Source organism: Draconibacterium sp. IB214405 (assembly GCF_033963885.1).
Lineage (GTDB): Bacteria > Bacteroidota > Bacteroidia > Bacteroidales > Prolixibacteraceae > Draconibacterium.
This window is the reverse complement of the sequence record NZ_JAXBMA010000004.1, coordinates 759,723-780,041: the sequence shown is the minus strand read 5'-3', so window position 1 is coordinate 780,041 and position 20,319 is coordinate 759,723. Positions and strand designations below refer to the sequence as shown.

The 20,319-nt window shown below is 41.8% G+C and carries 21 protein-coding genes, 2 tRNA genes and 1 riboswitch; of the genes, 12 read left to right on the top strand and 11 right to left on the bottom strand.

Annotated features, from left to right (window positions below; translation table 11 throughout):
- Window position 1: 1 nt before the first annotated feature.
- The 7 genes from SLH46_RS15820 to SLH46_RS15790 form a co-directional block, all read right to left on the bottom strand.
- On the bottom strand, window positions 2-2,443 hold the full coding sequence (locus SLH46_RS15820; RefSeq protein WP_320282179.1) for a TonB-dependent receptor: 2,442 nt from the start codon (window positions 2,441-2,443) through the stop codon (window positions 2-4).
- 40 nt (window positions 2,444-2,483) lie between these two features.
- Window positions 2,484-2,585, bottom strand: a riboswitch (TPP riboswitch).
- Window positions 2,586-2,655: 70 nt separating this feature from the next.
- Window positions 2,656-3,081, bottom strand: a complete 426-nt coding sequence (locus SLH46_RS15815) for an acyl-CoA thioesterase (protein ID WP_320282178.1) — start codon at window positions 3,079-3,081, stop codon at window positions 2,656-2,658.
- A gap of 2 nt (window positions 3,082-3,083) precedes the next feature.
- Complete coding sequence (locus SLH46_RS15810) at window positions 3,084-4,124, bottom strand: glycosyltransferase family 2 protein (RefSeq protein ID WP_320282177.1); 1,041 nt, start codon at window positions 4,122-4,124, stop codon at window positions 3,084-3,086.
- Window positions 4,125-4,127: 3 nt separating this feature from the next.
- Entirely contained in the window at window positions 4,128-4,604 is a 477-nt protein-coding gene (locus SLH46_RS15805) for a hypothetical protein (RefSeq protein ID WP_320282176.1), read from the bottom strand.
- Window positions 4,605-4,731: 127 nt separating this feature from the next.
- On the bottom strand, window positions 4,732-5,529 hold the full coding sequence (locus SLH46_RS15800; RefSeq protein WP_320282175.1) for an inositol monophosphatase family protein: 798 nt from the start codon (window positions 5,527-5,529) through the stop codon (window positions 4,732-4,734).
- A gap of 31 nt (window positions 5,530-5,560) precedes the next feature.
- Complete coding sequence (mtaB, locus tag SLH46_RS15795; RefSeq protein ID WP_320282174.1) at window positions 5,561-6,865, bottom strand: tRNA (N(6)-L-threonylcarbamoyladenosine(37)-C(2))-methylthiotransferase MtaB; 1,305 nt, start codon at window positions 6,863-6,865, stop codon at window positions 5,561-5,563.
- Between the two features lie 159 nt (window positions 6,866-7,024).
- Complete coding sequence (locus tag SLH46_RS15790; RefSeq protein ID WP_320282173.1) at window positions 7,025-8,356, bottom strand: PhoH family protein; 1,332 nt, start codon at window positions 8,354-8,356, stop codon at window positions 7,025-7,027.
- A 100-nt stretch (window positions 8,357-8,456) separates the two neighbouring features.
- Between SLH46_RS15790 and SLH46_RS15785 the strand changes: the two genes are divergently transcribed.
- The 4 genes from SLH46_RS15785 to SLH46_RS21725 all read left to right on the top strand — a co-directional run bounded on the left by SLH46_RS15785 (window position 8,457) and on the right by SLH46_RS21725 (window position 10,468).
- Complete coding sequence (locus SLH46_RS15785; RefSeq protein WP_320282172.1) at window positions 8,457-9,752, top strand: bifunctional folylpolyglutamate synthase/dihydrofolate synthase; 1,296 nt, start codon at window positions 8,457-8,459, stop codon at window positions 9,750-9,752.
- A gap of 100 nt (window positions 9,753-9,852) precedes the next feature.
- A tRNA-Val gene (locus SLH46_RS15780) sits at window positions 9,853-9,927 on the top strand.
- A 65-nt stretch (window positions 9,928-9,992) separates the two neighbouring features.
- A tRNA-Val gene (locus SLH46_RS15775) sits at window positions 9,993-10,067 on the top strand.
- Window positions 10,068-10,270: 203 nt separating this feature from the next.
- On the top strand, window positions 10,271-10,468 hold the full coding sequence (locus tag SLH46_RS21725) for a GIY-YIG nuclease family protein (RefSeq protein WP_442873568.1): 198 nt from the start codon (window positions 10,271-10,273) through the stop codon (window positions 10,466-10,468).
- Between the two features lie 117 nt (window positions 10,469-10,585).
- Here the strand turns inward: SLH46_RS21725 and SLH46_RS15770 are convergent, their stop codons facing one another.
- The 4 genes from SLH46_RS15770 to SLH46_RS15755 form a co-directional block, all read right to left on the bottom strand.
- On the bottom strand, window positions 10,586-11,131 hold the full coding sequence (locus SLH46_RS15770; protein ID WP_320282171.1) for a glutathione peroxidase: 546 nt from the start codon (window positions 11,129-11,131) through the stop codon (window positions 10,586-10,588).
- A 135-nt stretch (window positions 11,132-11,266) separates the two neighbouring features.
- The gene (locus tag SLH46_RS15765; RefSeq protein WP_320282170.1) at window positions 11,267-11,878 is read right to left on the bottom strand and encodes a hypothetical protein; all 612 of its coding nucleotides are present in this window, start codon (window positions 11,876-11,878) and stop codon (window positions 11,267-11,269) included.
- A 141-nt stretch (window positions 11,879-12,019) separates the two neighbouring features.
- Window positions 12,020-13,216: a SpoIIE family protein phosphatase gene (locus SLH46_RS15760; protein ID WP_320282169.1), complete on the bottom strand. Its 1,197-nt coding sequence runs from the start codon at window positions 13,214-13,216 to the stop codon at window positions 12,020-12,022.
- Window positions 13,197-14,126, bottom strand: a complete 930-nt coding sequence (locus tag SLH46_RS15755) for a PAS domain-containing protein (RefSeq protein ID WP_320282168.1) — start codon at window positions 14,124-14,126, stop codon at window positions 13,197-13,199. Before SLH46_RS15755 ends, SLH46_RS15760 begins: the two co-directional genes overlap by 20 nt.
- Before the next feature lie 225 nt (window positions 14,127-14,351).
- On the opposite strand from SLH46_RS15755, the gene SLH46_RS15750 reads away from it, so the two are divergent.
- From SLH46_RS15750 to SLH46_RS15715, 8 genes are read left to right on the top strand one after another with little or no spacing between them, the layout of a single operon-like run.
- Window positions 14,352-14,696 (top strand): hypothetical protein, encoded by a 345-nt coding sequence (locus SLH46_RS15750; protein WP_320282167.1) that lies wholly within the window; start codon window positions 14,352-14,354, stop codon window positions 14,694-14,696.
- Complete coding sequence (locus tag SLH46_RS15745) at window positions 14,696-15,106, top strand: ATP-binding protein (protein WP_320282166.1); 411 nt, start codon at window positions 14,696-14,698, stop codon at window positions 15,104-15,106. Before SLH46_RS15750 ends, SLH46_RS15745 begins: the two co-directional genes overlap by 1 nt.
- 3 nt (window positions 15,107-15,109) lie before the next feature.
- Window positions 15,110-16,477, top strand: a complete 1,368-nt coding sequence (locus tag SLH46_RS15740; protein WP_320282165.1) for a [Fe-Fe] hydrogenase large subunit C-terminal domain-containing protein — start codon at window positions 15,110-15,112, stop codon at window positions 16,475-16,477.
- Window positions 16,434-16,796: a DRTGG domain-containing protein gene (locus tag SLH46_RS15735; protein WP_320282164.1), complete on the top strand. Its 363-nt coding sequence runs from the start codon at window positions 16,434-16,436 to the stop codon at window positions 16,794-16,796. The genes SLH46_RS15740 and SLH46_RS15735 overlap by 44 nt, the downstream gene beginning before the upstream one ends.
- A gap of 4 nt (window positions 16,797-16,800) precedes the next feature.
- The gene (locus tag SLH46_RS15730) at window positions 16,801-17,541 is read left to right on the top strand and encodes a PHP domain-containing protein (RefSeq protein WP_320282163.1); all 741 of its coding nucleotides are present in this window, start codon (window positions 16,801-16,803) and stop codon (window positions 17,539-17,541) included.
- Window positions 17,538-18,086: an ATP-binding protein gene (locus SLH46_RS15725; RefSeq protein WP_320282162.1), complete on the top strand. Its 549-nt coding sequence runs from the start codon at window positions 17,538-17,540 to the stop codon at window positions 18,084-18,086. The genes SLH46_RS15730 and SLH46_RS15725 overlap by 4 nt, the downstream gene beginning before the upstream one ends.
- 20 nt (window positions 18,087-18,106) lie before the next feature.
- Complete coding sequence (locus SLH46_RS15720) at window positions 18,107-18,502, top strand: (2Fe-2S) ferredoxin domain-containing protein (RefSeq protein WP_320282161.1); 396 nt, start codon at window positions 18,107-18,109, stop codon at window positions 18,500-18,502.
- Window positions 18,503-18,520: 18 nt separating this feature from the next.
- The gene (locus SLH46_RS15715) at window positions 18,521-20,314 is read left to right on the top strand and encodes an NADH-quinone oxidoreductase subunit NuoF (protein ID WP_320282160.1); all 1,794 of its coding nucleotides are present in this window, start codon (window positions 18,521-18,523) and stop codon (window positions 20,312-20,314) included.
- Window positions 20,315-20,319 lie beyond the last annotated feature (5 nt).

Here is a 20,319-nt window from a genome sequence, read left to right as displayed (position 1 = left end):
CTTAAAATGTAAAGTCTACTCCAAACATAAAGTGAGCTCCGGCTTGCGGATAATAACCATCCATTTTATAACGTTCGCCACCCAGTAAATAGGGATAAACCCATGCATTCGATTCGTATTCCACATCCAACAGGTTGTTGGCCATAAAGTGCAATGAAATCTCATCAAACAGTTTCGTCGTAAAAGTGTAATCGGCTTTCAGGTGATTTACAAAATAAGCATCAATTTTGCGATCGTCACTTGAGGTATTGTCGATGTACTGATCGCCCACATACTGTGAAATAAATGCGATACTAAAATGCTTTCCAGGAGAATATACAAACTGACTGTTTGCCACAACATTTGGAGAGAATGCCAAATCAGTATTTCCCAGATCAAAGGCATCCTGTCCCCAGGTATCCCAGTTGTCAACGTATTCCGTGAAGTCTTTAATCTTGTTTATACTTAATGTGGTGTTACCGTTCCATTGAAAATCGTTGGCGATTTGAACGCCGGCCTGCAGCTCAATTCCTGCGCGGTAACTCTCGTCAACATTAACCATAATTGCTGAACCTACATCGTTGATCTGGCCGGTAACAACCAGCTGATCTTTGTAATTCATAAAATAAGCGTTGGCACCAAACGAGAGTTTCGATGAGGCATAATTGTAACCCAGTTCCCAGTCGTGCAAAGTTTCGTGCACGGGAGGTTCGTTGCCGGCCGGGTAGTCAACAAAAGCCGTGCGGTTGGGCTCACGGTTTGCAACCGCAAACGACAGGTACAAATCCTGATTGTCGGCCACCTGGTAAAAAATACCTAGTTTCGGATTAAAGAAATTAAAGTCGTGATCTTGATCCAAAACCCGAAGATCGTCGTCGATTCCTTCAATGGTATAATCGATTCGTCGGTATTGCATATCGGCAAATAAATTCAGCTTTTCAGCTACCTGCCAGTTGTATTTGGCAAATACATTAAAGTCCTTTTTCAGGCCGGTTCCGCGGTACCATTCATGATCATATTCTGCTTCGCCCAGATACTGTGCCCAAATTACATTTCCAAAATGACGGCCATCGTAAACATTGTAGCCGCCTCCAAAGGTAAAATCGCTGTTGTTTTTGTTGTAGTTGAATGAGTAGGTAAATCCGTAAAAGTCATTGTCGAGCCACTTGCGATTGATCAGGTCTGTGGTTTCAATTATTGCACCACCAATTTCAATATTCGGCAACTGGTAGTCTGCTAAATCTTCGTCGGCTTTGTAATTCTCGTAATAACCCGTACCATAAGTGTAATGCAGCGATGCATTTAAATTCAGGTTCGAATTGAATTTATGCGAAAAATGCAATTGGTAATGATCCTGCACATAATGGTCGACCTGATTTTTATAAGTGTAATAATTGTAGGTTCGACTGTCAGACGCCATCATGTGATCCACTTCTTCCTGTGTCATCAGCCAGTGGTCGGCATATTGTTGCATCCCGGCCATGTCGTCATTCAATCGAACCGTTGGAACACCGTACCAGGCCTGGTATGTTTCTTCGTAACCGGTAAAAACATTCACTTTAATAATTGTATTTTCAGAGTAGTAACCGCCCGAAACAAAGAATGATTTAAGGTCGGAACTGGCACGGTCTACAAAACCATCGGATGTAACTTTTGATAAACGAACGTCAACCGTAAAATGATCGTTCATCAAACCTGTTCCGGCAGAAATGGTGTTTTTGAAGGTGTTGAATGTTCCGGCTGCAGTTTTATAGCTGCCGTACGCTTCCTTGTTCAGTGCGTTGGTTTGCAAATTAATGCTGGCGCCAAAAGCAGCAGCACCATTTGTAGAAGTTCCCACACCACGCTGAATCTGTACATTCTCCAAAGATGACGCCATATCCGGCTGATCCACAAACCAGGTGCCGTGCGATTCCGCGTCGTTTAGAGGAATTCCGTTCACACTTACATTAATACGGTTAAGATCGGTGCCGCGCACACGGAAATTGGTGTAACCCACTCCGGCTCCTGCATCAGAAGTTGTAACAAACGAAGGTGTCAGATTTAGCAAGAAAGGAATGTCTTGTCCCATGTTGCGTTTGGCAATCTCGTCGCTGCTTACGTTGCTGTAGGCTACGGGTGTTTTATTTCCTGCACGTGTTGCCGAGATCAGCACTTCGTCGGTCATAATAACGTTAGGTTGCAGGTTAACTTCAATGTTTTTACTTGCTGAAAGTTGAAGGTTGATTTTTTGTGGTTCGAAACCGATAAACGAAACCAGTAAAGTGTAATCGCCGGGTTTTAAGTTTTTGAATTCGAAACTCCCGTTGGCGTGTGTGGAAACGCCGTAAAACGATTTTTCGATTACCACACTGGCACCGGCCAAAGCTTCGCCATCACCTTTAACAAGGCCGGTTAAATTAATTTGCCCGAAAGCAATTACTGCCATCACTTGCAACAGCAGCATCAAACTAAATTTTTTCATTTTTGAATAATTGGTTAAAAAACTAACCAATGAGGTAGGAAATAATCCTTTTCGCTCTCCCTACGCCGGTGCTAACCGGATCAGGTTCATTGAGTATAATCTCAGTCCCGATGTTTTAATCGGGACACCCCATTGCGTAAATATCGGGAGCAAAGTTATAACGGATTTTTTAATTGACAAAACAACGTCTGCAGAACTGGACTTTCTTGTCTTTAACTTTCGCTGTCTTCCAAAAGGTATTTTTCGAAAGATTCCCTGTATTTCACAAACTTACGCGAAGGGCGTTGTGTTGCACGGTCGATGAACAAAACCTTTTGTTGAGCGGTGGAACAGATTTCACCTTTTTCGTTCCGGAAACGGAATTTGAAGTTTGCCGACACATTAAAAATATCTGATACCCAGACTTCAATATGCACTTCGTTACTCAGGAAAAATGGCTTTTTGTACTGAATGGTAGTTTCCGTAATTATAGGTAAAATATCGTCTTCATGCGCAATTTGTGTAATCGACAAACCCATGGCTTCGATAAGTTTAACACGGGCATTTTCCAGCCATTGCACGTAAATAATGTTATTTACATGTCCAACAAAATCAATATGATACGTATAAACGGGCTCTTGAAATTTTAATTTTTGCATGCTTATTCCGGATTGAAATTCAGTTCGGTAAATTTATGTTTTTTCTGTACAAAAAACTTCCACATGATGCTTTTCGAATACATCTGCTTGTGACTGTCAACACTTGCCAGCTTTAACAAATCCTTTCTTTTTTTGCGCAGCGCCGAAAGGTTTTTGTAGAAATCGCGATGTGCTTTTGCAACTGCACCAAAAGCTTTAAATTCTCTTCCCACCAGGAATTTGGCAGCAGCTACTCCGTCAAGAATCATTCGAGTGAGGAATATCGGCAGGAACTTCTTTTTCGGCAGGTTTTTATAAAGCATGTATAGATTGTTCCGGAAGTTAAGGAAAACTTTTCGTGGATTTCCGTATTCCAAACTTCCGCCACCCAAGTGATAAACTACACTGCTAGGTTCGTATACTATTTTGTAGCCCTGGTTTTTCCAGCGCCAGCATAAATCAATTTCTTCCATGTGTGCCCAGAAGTCTGCATCCAGACCGCCAGAGTTTTTAAACGCTTCGGCCCGAACAAACATACACGCACCGGTTGCCCAGAAAATTTCGCTCGATTGGTTGTGCTGATTTTCATCTTTCTCCACATGATCGAGAATGCGGCCACGACAAAACGGATAGCCAAATTTATCGATGTAACCGCCGGCTGCCCCGGCATATTCAAAAAGTTCAGGTTCGTTAAAACTCAAAACTTTAGGCTGAACGGCAACAATTTTTTCATCCTGCTCAAAATGATCGATGCAAGGCTGGATCCAATTGGGTTCAACTTTAACATCCGAATTCAGCAACACAAAATAGTCGGCTTCAATTTGATTTAAAGCCACATTGTAGCCTTTTGCAAAACCGTAATTTTCTTTGAGGTCGAGCAATGTTACTTCCGGGTAATTGGCTTTTAGAAACTCCAGCGAATTGTCGGTTGATCCGTTGTCGGCAACAATTACTTCAATGTTTTCGCCTTTAGAATGTTCGATTACGGATGGAAGATAATCGGGGAAAAGTTTCACCCCGTTCCAGTTTAAAATTACAATGGCAATCTTTTTGTCTTTGCTCATAAATCAGCTCAAAAGTAGTTTTGCGATCAGCAAAGAAAGGTTTTCTTTTTCAAGATTTTCAAGAATTTCGCTGATTTTTTTTGCTTTCTCTTTGTCGTCCGATTTCACCAAAGCATCAATTTCTTTAACCTGTTTTCCGGTTAATTCATCCTGAAGCAAGACCCAAAGTTTTTGTTGTTCATCTTCTCCTTCAGGCAGTCCGAGCGTTTCCAACTCAAGAATAGTCGCTTCCAGTATTTCGCTGGCACGCATTTTTACCGGGTCTTTGTCTTTTGTTTTTCCAGCAGCTGCAGTATCGCGCAGGCTCCAACTTGAGTAATCGTAATGAAGATCCTGAATGAGCTTGAGTTTCGAATTGTCCTTACCGAAAATTCGTTCCAAAAAAATCAGGGTATGCGTTTTCCAGGCATCGAGATCGAATTTTTTTTCGTCTAATTTTGCCAGTTGCTCCCGAAGAATTGCAATTTGTTTTTCTGCCATGGTAATTTGTTTCCTGCAATTTACAAAAAATCATGGCTGTCATTTCGAACGAAGAGAGAAATCTGTTGGAGATAAGTTCTGTTGTAACAGATTTCTCCATGCTTACTCATCGAAATGACAAAAGGAATTATTTCTCGCCCAGATATTTGTTTACGATCCCAAAGAATTCAGGGAAATAAGCGTTGCTGGCTGATATAATTTCTCCGCCAAACAGCCAGTTGTCGCCACCGTTAAAATCGGTAGTTTTTCCGCCTGCCTGTTGCAGAATAAATACGCCGGCTGCCACATCCCAGGCATGTAGTGCATGTTCATAAAAAGCATCGAAACGACCGGCAGCAACATAACACAAATCGATGGCGGCCGATCCAAAACGGCGAATTCCTCGCGTTGACTGCATCAGTTCTTTCATGGCTCCAATGTACTCATCCACTTTTTCGAAAGCATAATACGGGAAGCCTGTCGCGATCAGTGTATCTTCCGATTTTGAACGCTTGGCTGTTTCAATAATTTCGTCGTTACAATAAGCCGGGCCACCTTTCCACGCGTAAAACATCTCGTCGGCACCAACCTCGTAAACAACGCCCAACACCATTTTATTACCTTCTGCCAAACCAATACTCACCGAGTGCGGCGCGATGCCGTGCAAATAGTTGGTTGTTCCGTCGAGCGGATCGACAAACCAGGTGTATTTTTCGTTATTTGATTTCGCAGTTCCTTCTTCGGCAACAAAACCTGCTTCGGGAAGCAGTTGCTTTAAAGCTTTTACGATTTGTTTTTCGGCAGTTTTATCAACGTAGGTTACCAGGCTGGCAACACTTTTAATTTCGATATTTTTTTCCGTGATCTTTTTTTGTTCGCCACGAATAAAATTACCGGTGCTGTGTGCTATATTTTGTACTTGAAAACAAAGCTCTTTGTAATCCATCTTTTCTGTTTTGAACAAAAGTATTGAAAAATCAGGCGCTGAAATCTACAGCCACGTTGCCGTTTGGCAAAATTGACTTTAATTTCACGCTGTCCAGTTTATTTACCAGTTCTTCCTGATACGGCACCTCAACTTTGATGTAGTTTTCGGTGAATCCATGCATTTTGTCCTGGCTTTTCTGTGCTTCGAAAAGTGCAACCTGAGTTGAGCCGATATGTTTCTCGTAGAAAGCACGAAGTTTTTTCTCCGACAGATTGATGTATTTCTGTGTGCGGTTTTTGCGTTCTTCCACATCCACTTTCCATGGAATTTTCAGCGCCTGTGTTCCGCTTCTTTCCGAGTAGGTAAAAGCGTGGAGTTGCGAAATTTCCAGACTATTGAGGAAGTCGAACGATTCCTGGAAATATTTCTCGGTTTCCCCATTGGTACCGGCAATAACATCAACACCAATAAAGGCGTGCGGTACTATTTCGCGAATACGTTCCACACGTTTTCGGTAGAGGTCGGTGGAATATTTACGTTTCATCAGCGACAGGATTTCATCGGAGCCCGATTGTAACGGCAAATGAAAATGCGGCATGATGACTTTCGAATTGGAAACCAGTTCGATAATATCGTCTTTTAGCAAGTTTGGCTCAATCGATCCCAAACGTAGTCGTTCCAAGCCTTCAACCTGCTCCAGCGCTTTTAACAGATCCAGAAAATTCTCACCGGTAGATTTACCAAAATCGCCAATGTTTACACCGGTAAGTATAATTTCTTTGTAGCCTTTCTGAACGGATTTTTGTGCTTCTTTAACCGTGTTAACAACATTATCGTTACGGCTTCGTCCGCGTGCATAAGGAATGGTACAAAACGAACAATAATAATCGCAACCGTCCTGTACTTTCAGGAAACTGCGTGTGCGGTCGCCCCACGAAAATGCTTTGTGGTAGCTTTTTATATCGGCTAAACGTGTTGTTTTGATTTCGGTGGTTTCGCGTTTTTGCAAATCACCAAGGTAGTGTGGAATGTGAAACTTTTCCTGAGTTCCCAGTACCATATCAACCCCTTCGATGTGACCCACTTCGTCGGGTTTGAGCTGCGAGTAGCAACCCACCACAATTACCATGGCATCAGGGTTTTGTTTTACGGCCTTGCGCACAATATTACGGCTCGCCTTATCGCCCTGGTTGGTAACCGAACAGGTATTAATCACGTACACATCGGCTTTTTCATCAAACTCAACACGATCGAAACCAACCTCTTTAAAAGAGCCGGCAATGGTCGACGTTTCTGAAAAATTAAGTTTACAACCCAATGTGTAAAAAGCAGCTTTCTTCCCCTTGTAATCCATCTTGCTATCTTGAATTATTCTAAATAGGCTGCAAAGGTAGAAAAAAGCTGCTTAATGCAAATACTTCTTTATGAATCAATTATTCTATGTTACGTCATGCTGAATTTATTTCAGGATCTATTTTGATTTTAGATTCTGAAACGAGTTCGGAATGACGGTCTATAATAAGTTACTGGCCAGTTCTGCCAGGTAACTTCGTTCGCCTTTCACCAGGTTAATGTGTGCAAACAACTCCTGGTTGCGCATGCGGTCGACCATATAGGCCAGTCCGTTCGATTTCATGTCGAGGTAAGGCGAGTCGATCTGCCACAGGTCGCCGGTGAATACCATTTTAGTTCCTTCTCCGGCACGTGTAATAATGGTTTTTATTTCGTGCGGGGTAAGGTTTTGTGCTTCGTCAATAATAAAAAAGGCATTCGATAAACTTCTACCACGGATGTATGCAAGTGGAGTGATGTTCAGTTTTTCATCTTTCACCATTTCTTCGATAAGCTGGTACTCGTTGCTTCGCGGATTAAATGTATGTTTTATTACAGCCAGATTATCGAAAAGTGGCTGCATGTATGGATTTATCTTTTCGTTAGCATCACCCGGCAAATAACCAATGTCGCGGTTACTTAGCGCAACAATAGGTCGGGCCAAAAGAATTTGTTCGTACTGACGGTGTTGTTCGATTGCCGCCGCCAGCGCAAGTAAGGTTTTTCCTGTTCCTGCTTTTCCGGTAAGCGCAATAAGTTTAACTTCCGGATCCATCAGCATATTTAAACTAAAAGTTTGTTCAGCATTTCGCGGTTTTATACCGTACGCCGATTTTTTCTCAACCCGGTAAATTCGTTCCGATTTACTGTCGTAGCGCGCCAAAGCACTCGACTGGTTGCCTCTGAAAATGTAACACTCGTTAGCATCCGGAGCAAAATCTTTTACGTCGTTTTTGGCAAACGATCCCTGCTGATACAGCTGGTCGATTAAAGGATCTTCGAAATTATCAAAAGTAGTGATTGTTTTATCCAGAACATTCTCATCGGTAATCTGGTCGGTTTTATAATCTTCAGCCTGAATACCCAACGATTTGGCTTTCATCCGAAGGTTAATGTCTTTACTGATCAGAACCGTTTTTCTGCGTGGATAAAGTTTTGCCGTAAAATCCGCAATTGCCAGAATGCGATGATCGGGAATATCTTCGCGAAACGAAGCTTTTAAATCATCCGAAAACGGTTTCCCTGTTTCAATTCGTATTCTGCCTTTGCCTACACCAAGCGATTTGCCGCCGTTAAAAATGTCATCTCCAACAATTTCATCGAGCACCCGGGTAAATTCGCGTGCCTGAAAGTTGATAAGGTCGTTTCCTCGTTTAAATTTGTCCAGCTCCTCGAGTACTGTAATCGGAAGGATAATGTCGTTATCCTGGAACTGGTAAATACATGTGTGATCGTGTAAAATTACGTTCGTGTCGAGAATGAAAATTTTACTCTTTTTGGTTTTACTCAGCATATATAAATGATTTGTTCTAAATGTAGATAATTTCGTCAGAAATAGGGTCTGATGCGCCAAAAATTAATAAACTTGCAACAGTTAATAAATATTGAATTCATTGGATTACAAAGCTACTTTAGATTTCCTGTTTAGTCAGTTGCCTATGTTTCAGCGAAGCGGGCCCGCTGCCTATAAAAACACCCTTGAAAATACCTTGAAACTGGATGAGAATTACGGTCATCCGCACCGGAAATACAAGACAATTCATGTTGCCGGAACAAATGGGAAAGGGTCGGTTTCGCATATGCTGGCAGCCATACTTCAGGCAACAGGTTATAAAACGGGATTGTACACTTCTCCGCATTTAAAGGATTTTCGGGAACGGATAAAAATCGATGGTGAAACGATTCCGGAAACGGTCGTAACCAACTGGGTGAGTAACTTTATAACTAACAATGAATTGTGGAAAATTCAGCCATCTTTTTTTGAACTTACCGTGGCTTTGGCATTCGACTATTTTGCTGAACAAGAGGTGGATGTTGCTATAATGGAAGTTGGTCTGGGTGGACGGCTCGATTCTACTAATATTATAACGCCCGATGTAAGTGTGATTACAAATATTGGTCTCGATCATGTGAATTTATTGGGTGACACACTTGAAAAGATCGCTGCCGAAAAAGCAGGAATTATAAAAACGGATGTACCTGTGGTTATTGGAACAACGCAGGACGCGACGAAACCCGTTTTTGAGCAGAAAGCGGAACAAGTTGGAGCACCTATTTATTTTGCCGATCAGGAATACGAAGTGCCTTATTCGTTAATGGGGACAGATGGCAAACAGCATTTGCATGTTGAAAAAAATGGAACTGCTGCTTTTAAGGAGTTGAAGCTAGATTTGCTGGGACAATATCAGCATAAAAATATTCCTGCGGTTTTGAAATCGGTTGAGATACTGAATGAAAAAGGGTACGCGATAACCGAAGAAAGTCTGCGAAAAGGATTGGCTGCTGTAATTTCCACAACAGGTTTATTGGGGCGCTGGCAGGTACTTGGTAATAATCCGTTAATTGTTTGCGATACCGGGCACAATGAGGATGGGATTAAAGCCATTATTGCGCAGTTAAAGAATACCGCTTACAAGCAGTTGTTTTTTATTTTTGGCACTGTTGGTGATAAAGATCCGGGCAAAGTTTTGGCACTTTTACCCAAACAAGCGAAATATTATTTTGTAAAAGCACCAATTGCCCGGGCAATGGATGCAGCCGAGTTGGCAAATCGTGCTGCCGAATGTGGATTAAAAGGAGAGGCGTATCCGTCAGTGATAGAGGCATATAAAGAAGCAAAAAACGAAGCAGATAAAAATGATTTGATATTTGTAGGTGGCAGTACCTTTGTGGTTGCAGAAGTGCTTTGAGAATTTTATTGAAAAAATTTTTGCAGAACTAAAAATAGGTTTTATATTTGCAGCGCCTTACTGAAAAGGGGGTACGTTCAGAAACAGAAATAAGCATATTGGGGGGTTAGCTCAGTTGGTTCAGAGCACCTGGTTTACACCCAGGGGGTCACTGGTTCGAATCCAGTACTCCCCACAAAAGAGGTCGATTTCGGTTGACCTCTTTTTTAATGTGTTTCGCTGTTAATGATAAAAATAATTGGGGGGTTAGCTCAGTTGGTTCAGAGCACCTGGTTTACACCCAGGGGGTCACTGGTTCGAATCCAGTACTCCCCACAAAAAAAAGGTCGATATTAGTCGGCCTTTTTTCGTTTTCAAAAGGCTCAGTTGATTCAGAGCATCCCGATTATATCGGGAGTGTCACTCGTTCGAATCAGGATCACCCAACAAGAAATGTAGACATTTGGTTGGCTTTTTTGTAATTTAACCTCATGTATTATTGCTACATATTATATTCTCAAAAATAAAATAAATTCTATATTGGTTCAACGGGAGATGTTGAAGGTCGTTTGCAACGACATAATTTCTCTAATAAAGGATTCACCTCAACAGGTAAACCATGGGAGTTAAAATATTATGAAACCTTTGATGAAAAAAGTGATGCGATGAAGTGCGAAACGCAACTTAAAAAATGGAAAAGCAGAAGTGCAATTTTGAAATTGATAGAGGAGTTCTAGTTCATTTGGTTCAGAGTATCCCGATTTATATCGGGAGGGTCACTGGTTCGAATCCAGTACTCCCCACAAAAAAAGGTCGACATTAGTCGGCCTTTTTTTGTATCTATATTTAATGTGTTATTGTACTTCGGCAGTGATCCAACTGATAATTTTAGCATCATCCGGTTTTACTTTCGGCTCAATAACCTCTACCAGCTTTCCGTTTTCGTCGATCAGGTATTTTTGGAAATTCCAGCCAACTTCCGAATCCTGCTTTCCGTTTTTACTTTTTTGTGTCAACCACTGGTATACCGGATGCATATCGTCGCCTTTCACCGATATTTTTGACATCATTGGGAAAGTTACTCCATAATTCAGTTGGCAGAATTCAACAATTTCCTCGTTGCTTTTTGGCTCCTGGTTGGCAAAGTTATTTGCCGGAAAGCCAATAATAACGAAGTTTTCGCCCCCGTATTGCTCAAACACACTTTCTAACTGCTCAAACTGCGGAGTTAATCCACATTTCGATGCGGTGTTTACAACCAGTACTTTTTTCCCTTTTAATGTTGAAAGGTCAAAGTCGTTTCCTTCAATGTCTTTTACTGTAAAATCGTGCAGCGAATTTTGTCCAAAAACTGTAATTACAGCTAAAAGTAAAATGTTTATCAGAATCAGTTTTTTCATATTCAATAATTTAATGTGTAATGTAAAACAGATGGAATGTTTAAAAGTTTGAGAGAGCCTGTAAAAATGCAGTTGGCAGGATTGGAAAAACAGAGACAGGTAATTTCAAATGGTTTGATAATCTAGCTTTGGAGGCTATTTGTTTTTCTTTTTTTCCAGCTCTTCACGTGTTTTTCTAGTGGAATCGTAATCAGTGTAGCGATCTTTTTTCAGGTTGGTAAATAGTCTTCCAATACTTTCTGAAGGCGAAAAAGCTACAAGACTTATCGATGATGCTTCCGACCTCAGGTAAACATTGTTGGCTGTCATTATCCAAGTAACCGGATTGCCGTCCTCTTCTTCAATACGCATTCTAACCGGCGAACTGTATTCGTCCATAAATACCATATTTCCTCTGGCTCGGTCAATATCAGTGATCTGCTCCGGCGATACAACAATCTCAGGAATATCAACGTGTTCAGAAATCAACTGAACTTTAGGATTGACGAGTAAGGATTGAACAGAAACTATTTTTCTGAAGTAAGATATGTGTGAAAGTACCAATGAATCGTTTGGCGATACCCAAAGTGTGAAACCGCCATTTTCGTGGCTGATGTCTTTCTCGTGGTTGTCGAGGTTTACAACATAAACATCGCTAATTGGATCGTCGTTTTGATCGACGATCTGCGCCTGAACTAAAAAACGTTTTATTTGCCCCGATGAGGCAAGCACGAGAAAAGAGAATAAGATGGTAAATATCGTTCTCATATCAAGTGTTGTTTTATTAAAGTTCGGAAATTGAAAGCAGAAATCCCACAAAAAACCACTAAACATTGTTAATGAGAAATTGCTGGAAACGTAGTTTTAGCAGAGTTTGCTGATAGTTAAAGTTTTAAGAAGGAAGTTCGACTAAACGTATTCTATAGTTACTTTTTTGAAAAATTTGTGCACCAGCAGGCGAACAATACGTTTTACGACAAATTTCCGAAGCTCCAGTTCGATAGGTTGTTCCGGGTCCTGATGCGCCCAATTAATTCGGGTACCAACAATAATATCGATGCAGTCGTGTTGCAATAGCAATTGTACGATTTGTTCCGACGTACTGTCTTGCAGTCTTGTATCGCTGTCGTAATTCTCAAGAATCTCTTCAACTTTTCCCAGAGTCAGAATTCCTTCGGTAACCATCTCAAAACCTTTCATGCTGGCACTTGGTGGCAATTTTTCGAGGTTTTTATTACCGTGTTGTATTTCCACCGAAATGTTCAGCTCGCGGGCAATGATCTCAGCAGTTGTTCCACCACAAATTATCTTTTTCCCATCAAAATCCTGGATGCGGCCAACAAAGTCGAAGTCCTTCATTTTATAGAAAGGCGGGCCGGTGATCAACATAAACTTACGTGGCTCGCGAAAATACATCACACCACAACTTGTATCGTCTTTTACCGAGAACTGATCGTTCATTACGGCCTGGTTAATGATCTTTCGGGCCAGTTTGGTTGCCGAAATATCGGGCATGCGTTTTATCTGATTCAGGGTAAATTCTTCAATATTTTCCATTCCCCAGCCAAGCGGATAACGTTGGTTTCCCAGTCCCGATTGCGGTACACCATCCGACATAAAAATGATCCGGTCTTCTTTTCGTGCCGTAAATTCTTTACAGTGAAGTTCTTTTCCCAGATTTTCTTCACCGCTGATTGTCAGAGTGTACTCTTTTCCCTGCATGACAACGCCATTGCGAACTACCAGGATTTCAGGATTATCGTAATTTACAATTCGCACCTGGCCTTCGTCATCCAATTCAATAATGGTAAACGTGGCGTAGCTTTCTTTGCCGTCGCTGCTTTTGGGCAACGTTTCCATAATGATACGCGCGGCCACCTCGGGTTTGGTGTGTAGCATCGAATATTTCAGGGCCATCGTTGCCGTGAGAGTAGCCAAAACACTTGCTTTTATTCCATGGCCGATACCGTCACTCAAAACCATTATGGTGCGTCCTTCTTCGCGAATAATGCTCGATTGAAATACATCGCCACAGGCAATTTCGCCTTTCGGGCGCTTTTGCTGGATTTCTATCTCAACGTGAAAATCAGGATTTATCGTCACCATAACGGTAGGTTTCAATTATTGAATTCAAAAGTTCTTCTGTTTCGGCGGCGTTTTCACCCAGCAGATAGGCAATCTTTTGTACGGTTTCAATATTTTGTTTGTTGATTTTACGCGCCCGGTTAATGATTTCGTCTTGTACAAGCATTGGCGCCGACATGTCGCGGAAAACCACACCAACTACCCGGTTTTTGTAGAGGGTCCGGACTGAAACGTGCATTAGTTTGTTGTTGAACTTGAGGTCGCGTTCAGCCAATTCATCGCCCGACGTTAAAACACTCGAAATCATTTTAAAAATTAGATCGGGAACAAGGCCGGTTACGTCGGCGCCTGTTAATCCTGGAATGGTTTCGTACAGTTCTTCGGCTTCTTCTCCCATTAATTTGGCAAAATATTCGTTGGAGTCAACAATCTTAAAATCGCTGTCAACCATTACAATTCCGGAAGATATTTTGTGGATCATTTGCGAAGAAACTTCCATAGTCTCCTGTGCTTTTTCCAGACGTTTTTCTGTTTTCTTCAATTCGGTTATATCGTTGATGGAGCCAACAATTCCAACAATTTTGTCATCGTTGTCGCGAATTACAGCCTTATTCAATATTACGTGGTGCGAAGTTCCGTCGCCATGCCGAACCTGTGTATTATAAACCTGTACATCGGGATTGGCAATTAAATCTTTATCCTGCGCCATGTACATATCGGCCATTTCTTTTACATGTACTTCATGCAATGGTTTTCCAACAATCTGTTCTTTTGTTTTTCCTGTAAATTTTTCGTGCGCGGCATTACACATCTGGTACAAACCGTTGGTGTCGCGGTAAAAAATGGGGACAGGCAGGGCATCAATAATTTTCTGATGGATGGCGGGGTCATCAATATTGCCTGTTAGAATCGATTTTTTGTCGTAAATCATGGTTCGGTAACTCTTGTTTTCTTTCAGAAAAATAAGGAATTTAACAGGCAATTAAAACCTCATGGCATTTATATTTCTGCGAATTGTTTAAAAACACCTTTCTTCCGGTTATCAGAGCTAAATTTTGCTTGTTTTTAATGATTATAAATTCCGCATAACTTGATGAATTTAAGCTTAAATAAGAGGCTGTAAACCTATCTTTGTGTCAAGATTTATACTAACCAAGTGAGATTAACTGAGATAATAGATTTGACCCAGGCAGAAGTGGTTGCCGGAGATACCGCGATCAACCATAATTTACAAAAAGCCTTTAGCTCCGATTTGATGAGCGATGTATTAACGCTCGATACCGAGCATATACTTTTAATAACAGGATTGGCCAATGTGCAACTTATTCGTACAGCCGAGATGGCAGATATTGAAGTTGTTTTGTTGGCGCGAAATAAAAAAGCAACTCCTGAAATGATAGAATTGGCGAAGGAGATTGGTCTTGTTTTACTCGAAACACCTTATTCAATTTATCGTTCGAGCGGTTTGTTGTTTAAAAACGGTTTGCCCCCGGTTTATTAATGAAGTTGGAATTTGAAATAGTAAGTGGCGATTTTAGCATGGCCGGAAAAGCATCCAGCCAAATTAAAAAGAAGCTAAAACAATTGCAGGTTGATCCGAAAGTGATCAAACGAATTGTTGTGGCCATTTACGAAGCAGAAGTAAATGTTGTAGCCCACTCGGTTGGTGGGAAAATGGTGGCAGAAATCGACGGAAACGGAATAAACGTTGAGGTAAAAGATGCCGGTCCGGGTATTGCCGATATAACGAAAGCGATGCAGAAGGGTTTTTCCACCGCTTCGAAAGCCGTGCGGAATATGGGTTTTGGTGCCGGTATGGGTTTGCCAAACATTAAAAAGAACACCGACGAATTTAATATTGAAAGCGAGGTGGGGATTGGAACAACATTAACTTTCAGGAACAATTTTTAATGGATGAAGAATGTTGAAAAATATCATGCGATAAAGGTTGACAAGCAAAAATGTATGGGGTGTACCCACTGCATGAAGGCTTGTCCGACTGAGGCTATCCGCATACGGGGAGGCGTGGCAAAAATAAATGCCGATCGTTGTGTTGACTGTGGCAACTGCCTGCGTGCCTGTCCGGTTGATGCTTTTTATGTGGAGCACGATAGTCTGGAGCAACTGAATAAATACAAATACCGGGTGGTGCTTTTCCCATCGGTGCTGATCGGGCAGTTTCCTGAGATTTATTCCGAAGGGAAAATTTACGAAGCACTGTTGAAGCTTGGTTTTACTCATATTTTCGAGGTAGAGCAACCCATTGGTTTGTTGATTAACGAGATAAAACAGGAGGTTGAAAAAGCGACGCATAAACCAATGATCTCGTCGTTTTGCCCGGCTATTGTGCGGTTAATCCAGTCGCGCTATCCTTCGCTGGTCGATAATATTGTGCCGGTAAAAGCGCCTCACGATCTGGCAGCTTGCCATGCCATTGAGTTATTAAGCAAAGAAGGTGTTAAACGCGAAGAAATTGGTACTTTTTATGTATCACCTTGCTCGGCAAAAATGGCTGCCGTAAAACGGCCTTTGGGAGAAGAAGTTTCGGCAGTGGATGGCCTGATAAAAATGAGTGATTTGTACAATCATATCATGCGGGTAATCGATAAATCGGAAAAAACCGACACCGCGCCATTACGTAAAAATCTAACGCTCGATGGTATTTTGTGGAGTCTTCCGCGTGGCGAAGCCCGACACTTTAAACGAAATTCGATGGCGGTTGACGGTATTCACAATGTGGTGAAAATTCTGGAGCGCATGGAAAATGATGAGGTTCCTGTGCTTGATTTTCTCGAATTAAAATCGTGCCACCAGGGATGTGCCGGAGGGATTTTGCTAACCGGCAACCGTTTTCTTACTGTTGAACGATTGCAAAAACGATCGAAACGTTATCCGCACGCTTCTTCAATCGATATTTCGGCAGTTAGCTGTTTAGGGATAAAGGATAAAATGAAAGCCGATGCGATTGAACCGCGATACGTTTTTGCACTGGACACCGACCGTCTGAAAGCATTGGAGAAAATGCGGAAAGTGGACCGGATTCTGTGCCAGCTTCCGGGAATCGACTGTGGAAGTTGCGGCGCACCCAATTGCCATGCACTGGCCGAAGATATGGTGCAGGGGAAAGCAAAAATGACCGATTGTATTTTCTTACAAAACCGCTATTTAAACGAGACTAAAATTACGATAGAAAAAGCGACTAAAAACCTGGAGAAAGCCTGGGGTAAAAATCGTTTTGATGCAGACTGTAACAAAAAAGGAGGTAGAAATGAAGGTTTCTGAACTGGTTGAAAAATTTGGATTAAAAGTATTTTCCGGCGAAGAAGGGCTGGAAAACGAGATTAGTGGTGGCTATGTGTCAGACCTGCTTAGCGATGTAATGGGAAATGCCGAGGAAGGCCAGGTATGGATTACCTTGCAGACTCACCAGAATGTGATGGCCATTGCTTCGTTGAAAGAACTGGCTGCAGTAATTCTTGTGAAAGGATTTGAACCTGAAGAAGACACCATTGAACATAGCAACGAAGAAGGAATTCCTGTATTGGGAACCGATAAAGCTACTTTTGAAATGGCCGGAAATTTATACATCACTTTAACCTAGTATCATGCGCGAATTCAGGGCCGACTTACATATTCATACCGTACTTTCGCCCTGTGCCGATTTGGAAATGGCTCCACGTAAAATTGTGGACCAGGCCGAAAAGGCAGGATTGCAGCTTATTGGCATAACCGATCATAATTCAACGCTTAATGCAAAGGTTATCCGCGACTTAGCTCGCGAAAAAGGGATTTTGGTGCTCACTGGTGCCGAAGTCACTACAAAAGAAGAAGTGCATTGCCTGGCATTTTTTGAGAACGACAGAGCATTGGATGCCTTTCAGTACTATCTGGAAGAAAATATTATGCATGTTCCGAATCGTAACGGACACTTTGGTTACCAGCCGGTTGTTGATGAAGATGAAAATGTATTGCAGTTGGTTCCGTATTACCTCACATCCGCTTTGAAAAAAGGAATTTCATCAGTTCAGAAAAAGGTGTACGAACTGGGTGGGATTTTTATTCCGGCGCATGTAAATCGTCCCTTAAACGGTTTGTTCAGTCACCTGGGTTTTATTCCTTATAACCTGCAGTTTGATGCGATGGGGATTACAGGTAAAACCACTGAAAATCATGTTCGAAAACATTATGCTTTAGAAAATAAAATTTCATTGATTTATAATTCAGATGCCCATTTTTTAGATCAGATCGGAACTCGTTTTTCGGTTTTTCATCTTGAGGAATTGAATTTTAATGAGGTTAAAATGGCTCTGAATCAAATAGATAGTAGATTTGTTCAAATTTCATGAGAACATTGTCGGAACATATTCTTGATATCGTACAAAACTCGATTGGCGCAAAAGCGACGTTGATTGAAATCATAGTTGAAGAGGATAAAAAAATTGACCTTTGTTCGTTGATTATTAAGGACAACGGCTGCGGAATGAGCCGTGAAACATTGGCCAAAGCAACTAATCCGTTCTTTACATCGCGAACTACCCGAAAAGTGGGGCTGGGACTTCCGCTTTTAAAACAAAATGCGGAGGCGGCAGGTGGCATTTTTTCAATAGAATCGGAAGAGAATGTCGGCACGGTTTTAAAAGCCACGTTTCAGTTGTCGAATATTGATAAACCTCCGCTGGGAGATATCTGGGAAACCCTGTACCTGCTGTTTTTAAGTTACGAAAATGGGGAACTCATTTACCGGCATAAAACAGAAAAAGGAGAGTTTAGTTTAAGCTCGGAAGAATTGAAAGAAGCACTTGGTGGTGTTTCGTACCAGCTGAAGGAAATCAGGGAGGGAATATTGGAACTGATAAAAACAAACATAGAAGAGATAGAGGCGAAAAAATAACGAATAAACAATCAAACGATATGGCAAAAATTAAATCACTGGCTGATCTTCGGAAGATGAAGGAAGAAGCTCAGTCGAAAATCAAACTCAGGGAAAACAGCGCTAATCCTGATCAGGTTGTACAAGTTAAAGTAGGTATGGCCACGTGTGGAATTGCATCCGGTGCTAAAGAAACCATGAAGTTTTTTGTGGAACAATTGGAGCAGGAAGCCATCGACGCGGTGGTTACGCAAACGGGTTGTATGGGCTACTGTTATGCAGAACCAACCGTTGAAGTTACGCTACCCGGAAAAGAGCCCGTTGTTTTTGGACATGTGAAAAAAGAAAAAGCCAGCGAAATTATCGATGTGTATATCAAACGCGGCGAGCTGGTTGATGGAATTATACCCGTAAGTTTTAAAACCATAGACGATTAAAATTTCAAACCTAAAACTATGACAGACTACAAAATGCATCTTTTAATCTGTGGTGGAACCGGGTGTAAAGCATCGGAAAGCGACGAGATTAAAAATCGTTTAAATCAGCTAATTCCGGATTTGGGCCTGCAAAACGAGGTTCAGGTTGTACTGACCGGTTGTTTTGGTTTTTGCGAAAAAGGACCGATTTTAAAAGTATTACCCGACAACACATTCTATGTTCAGGTTACGCCAAACGATGTTGTTGAAATTGTTGAAGAGCACATTGTAAAAGGGCGCCCCGTAAAACGTTTATTGTACACCGATCCGAACAAGGATGTACAAATCAGCGATTCAAAAGGTATGGATTTCTACAAAAAACAGATCCGTATCGCATTGAAGAATTGTGGATTCATTAATCCGGAAAATGTTGATGAGTATATTGCCCGCGACGGTTACCAGGCGCTGGGAAAATGTTTAACAGAACATACGCCTGAGGAGGTAATAAAAGAAATTAAAGACTCCGGTCTTCGCGGTCGTGGAGGTGGTGGATTCCCAACCGGATTAAAATGGGAGATTACCAAAAATGTAGAAAACGATCAGAAATACGTGGTGTGTAATGCCGACGAGGGAGATCCCGGCGCATTTATGGACCGCTCGATTTTGGAAGGCGACCCACATTCGGTTCTGGAGGCAATGGCCATTTGCGGTTATTGTATCGGTGCCGACACCGGTTTGATCTACATCCGAGCAGAATATCCGCTGGCTATTCAGCGCCTGAAAATTGCTATAAAACAAGCCGAAGAATACGGATTAATCGGAGATGATATTTTAGGTAGTGGTTTTAATTTCCGTATTGAATTACGTTATGGTGCCGGTGCTTTTGTTTGTGGCGAAGAAACTGCATTGATCCACTCGATGGAAGGTTTGCGTGGCGAACCAACGTTTAAACCGCCGTTTCCATCTGTGTCTGGTTACATGGGAAAACCTACCAACGTGAATAACGTGGAAACCTTTGCAAATATTCCGGTGATTATAAACAAGGGAGCTGCGTGGTTCAGCAGTATCGGGACCGAAAAATCAAAAGGAACAAAAGTATTTGCATTGGCCGGAAAGATCAACAATGTTGGTTTGATTGAGGTGCCGATGGGAACAACACTTCGCGAAGTGATTTACGATATTGGTGGCGGAATTAAAGATGGAAAAGAGTTTAAAGCCGTTCAAACCGGTGGTCCGTCGGGAGGTTGTTTAACCAAAGATTTTCTGGATATCCCGATTGATTACGACAACCTTTTAGCATCCGGTTCAATGATGGGATCCGGCGGAATGATCGTAATGGATGAAAGCGACTGTATGGTTTCCATCGCGAAATTCTATCTTGATTTTACATTGGAAGAATCGTGCGGAAAATGCACACCGTGTCGTGTTGGTAATAAACGTCTTTACGAACTGTTAGATAAAATTACGCAGGGAAAAGGAGAAGAGCAAGACATTGAAAAGTTGAAAGATTTAAGTGTGGTAATTAAAGATACAGCACTTTGTGGTTTGGGACAAACTTCGCCTAACCCGGTGCTTTCAACCATAAACAATTTCGAACACGAATATAAGGCTCACGTTCACGATGGTAAATGTCCGGCCGGCCAGTGTAAATCGCTGTTGCGCTACGATATTGTTGAAGACCTTTGTACCGGTTGTACACTGTGTTTCCGCAATTGCCCGGTTGGTGCGATTTCTGGCGAGCGCCGTGCGCCGCATTTTATCGATCAAACATTGTGTATTAAATGTGGTGTGTGTTACGAGAAATGTAAATTCAATGCAATTACCCTAACCTAATCTTG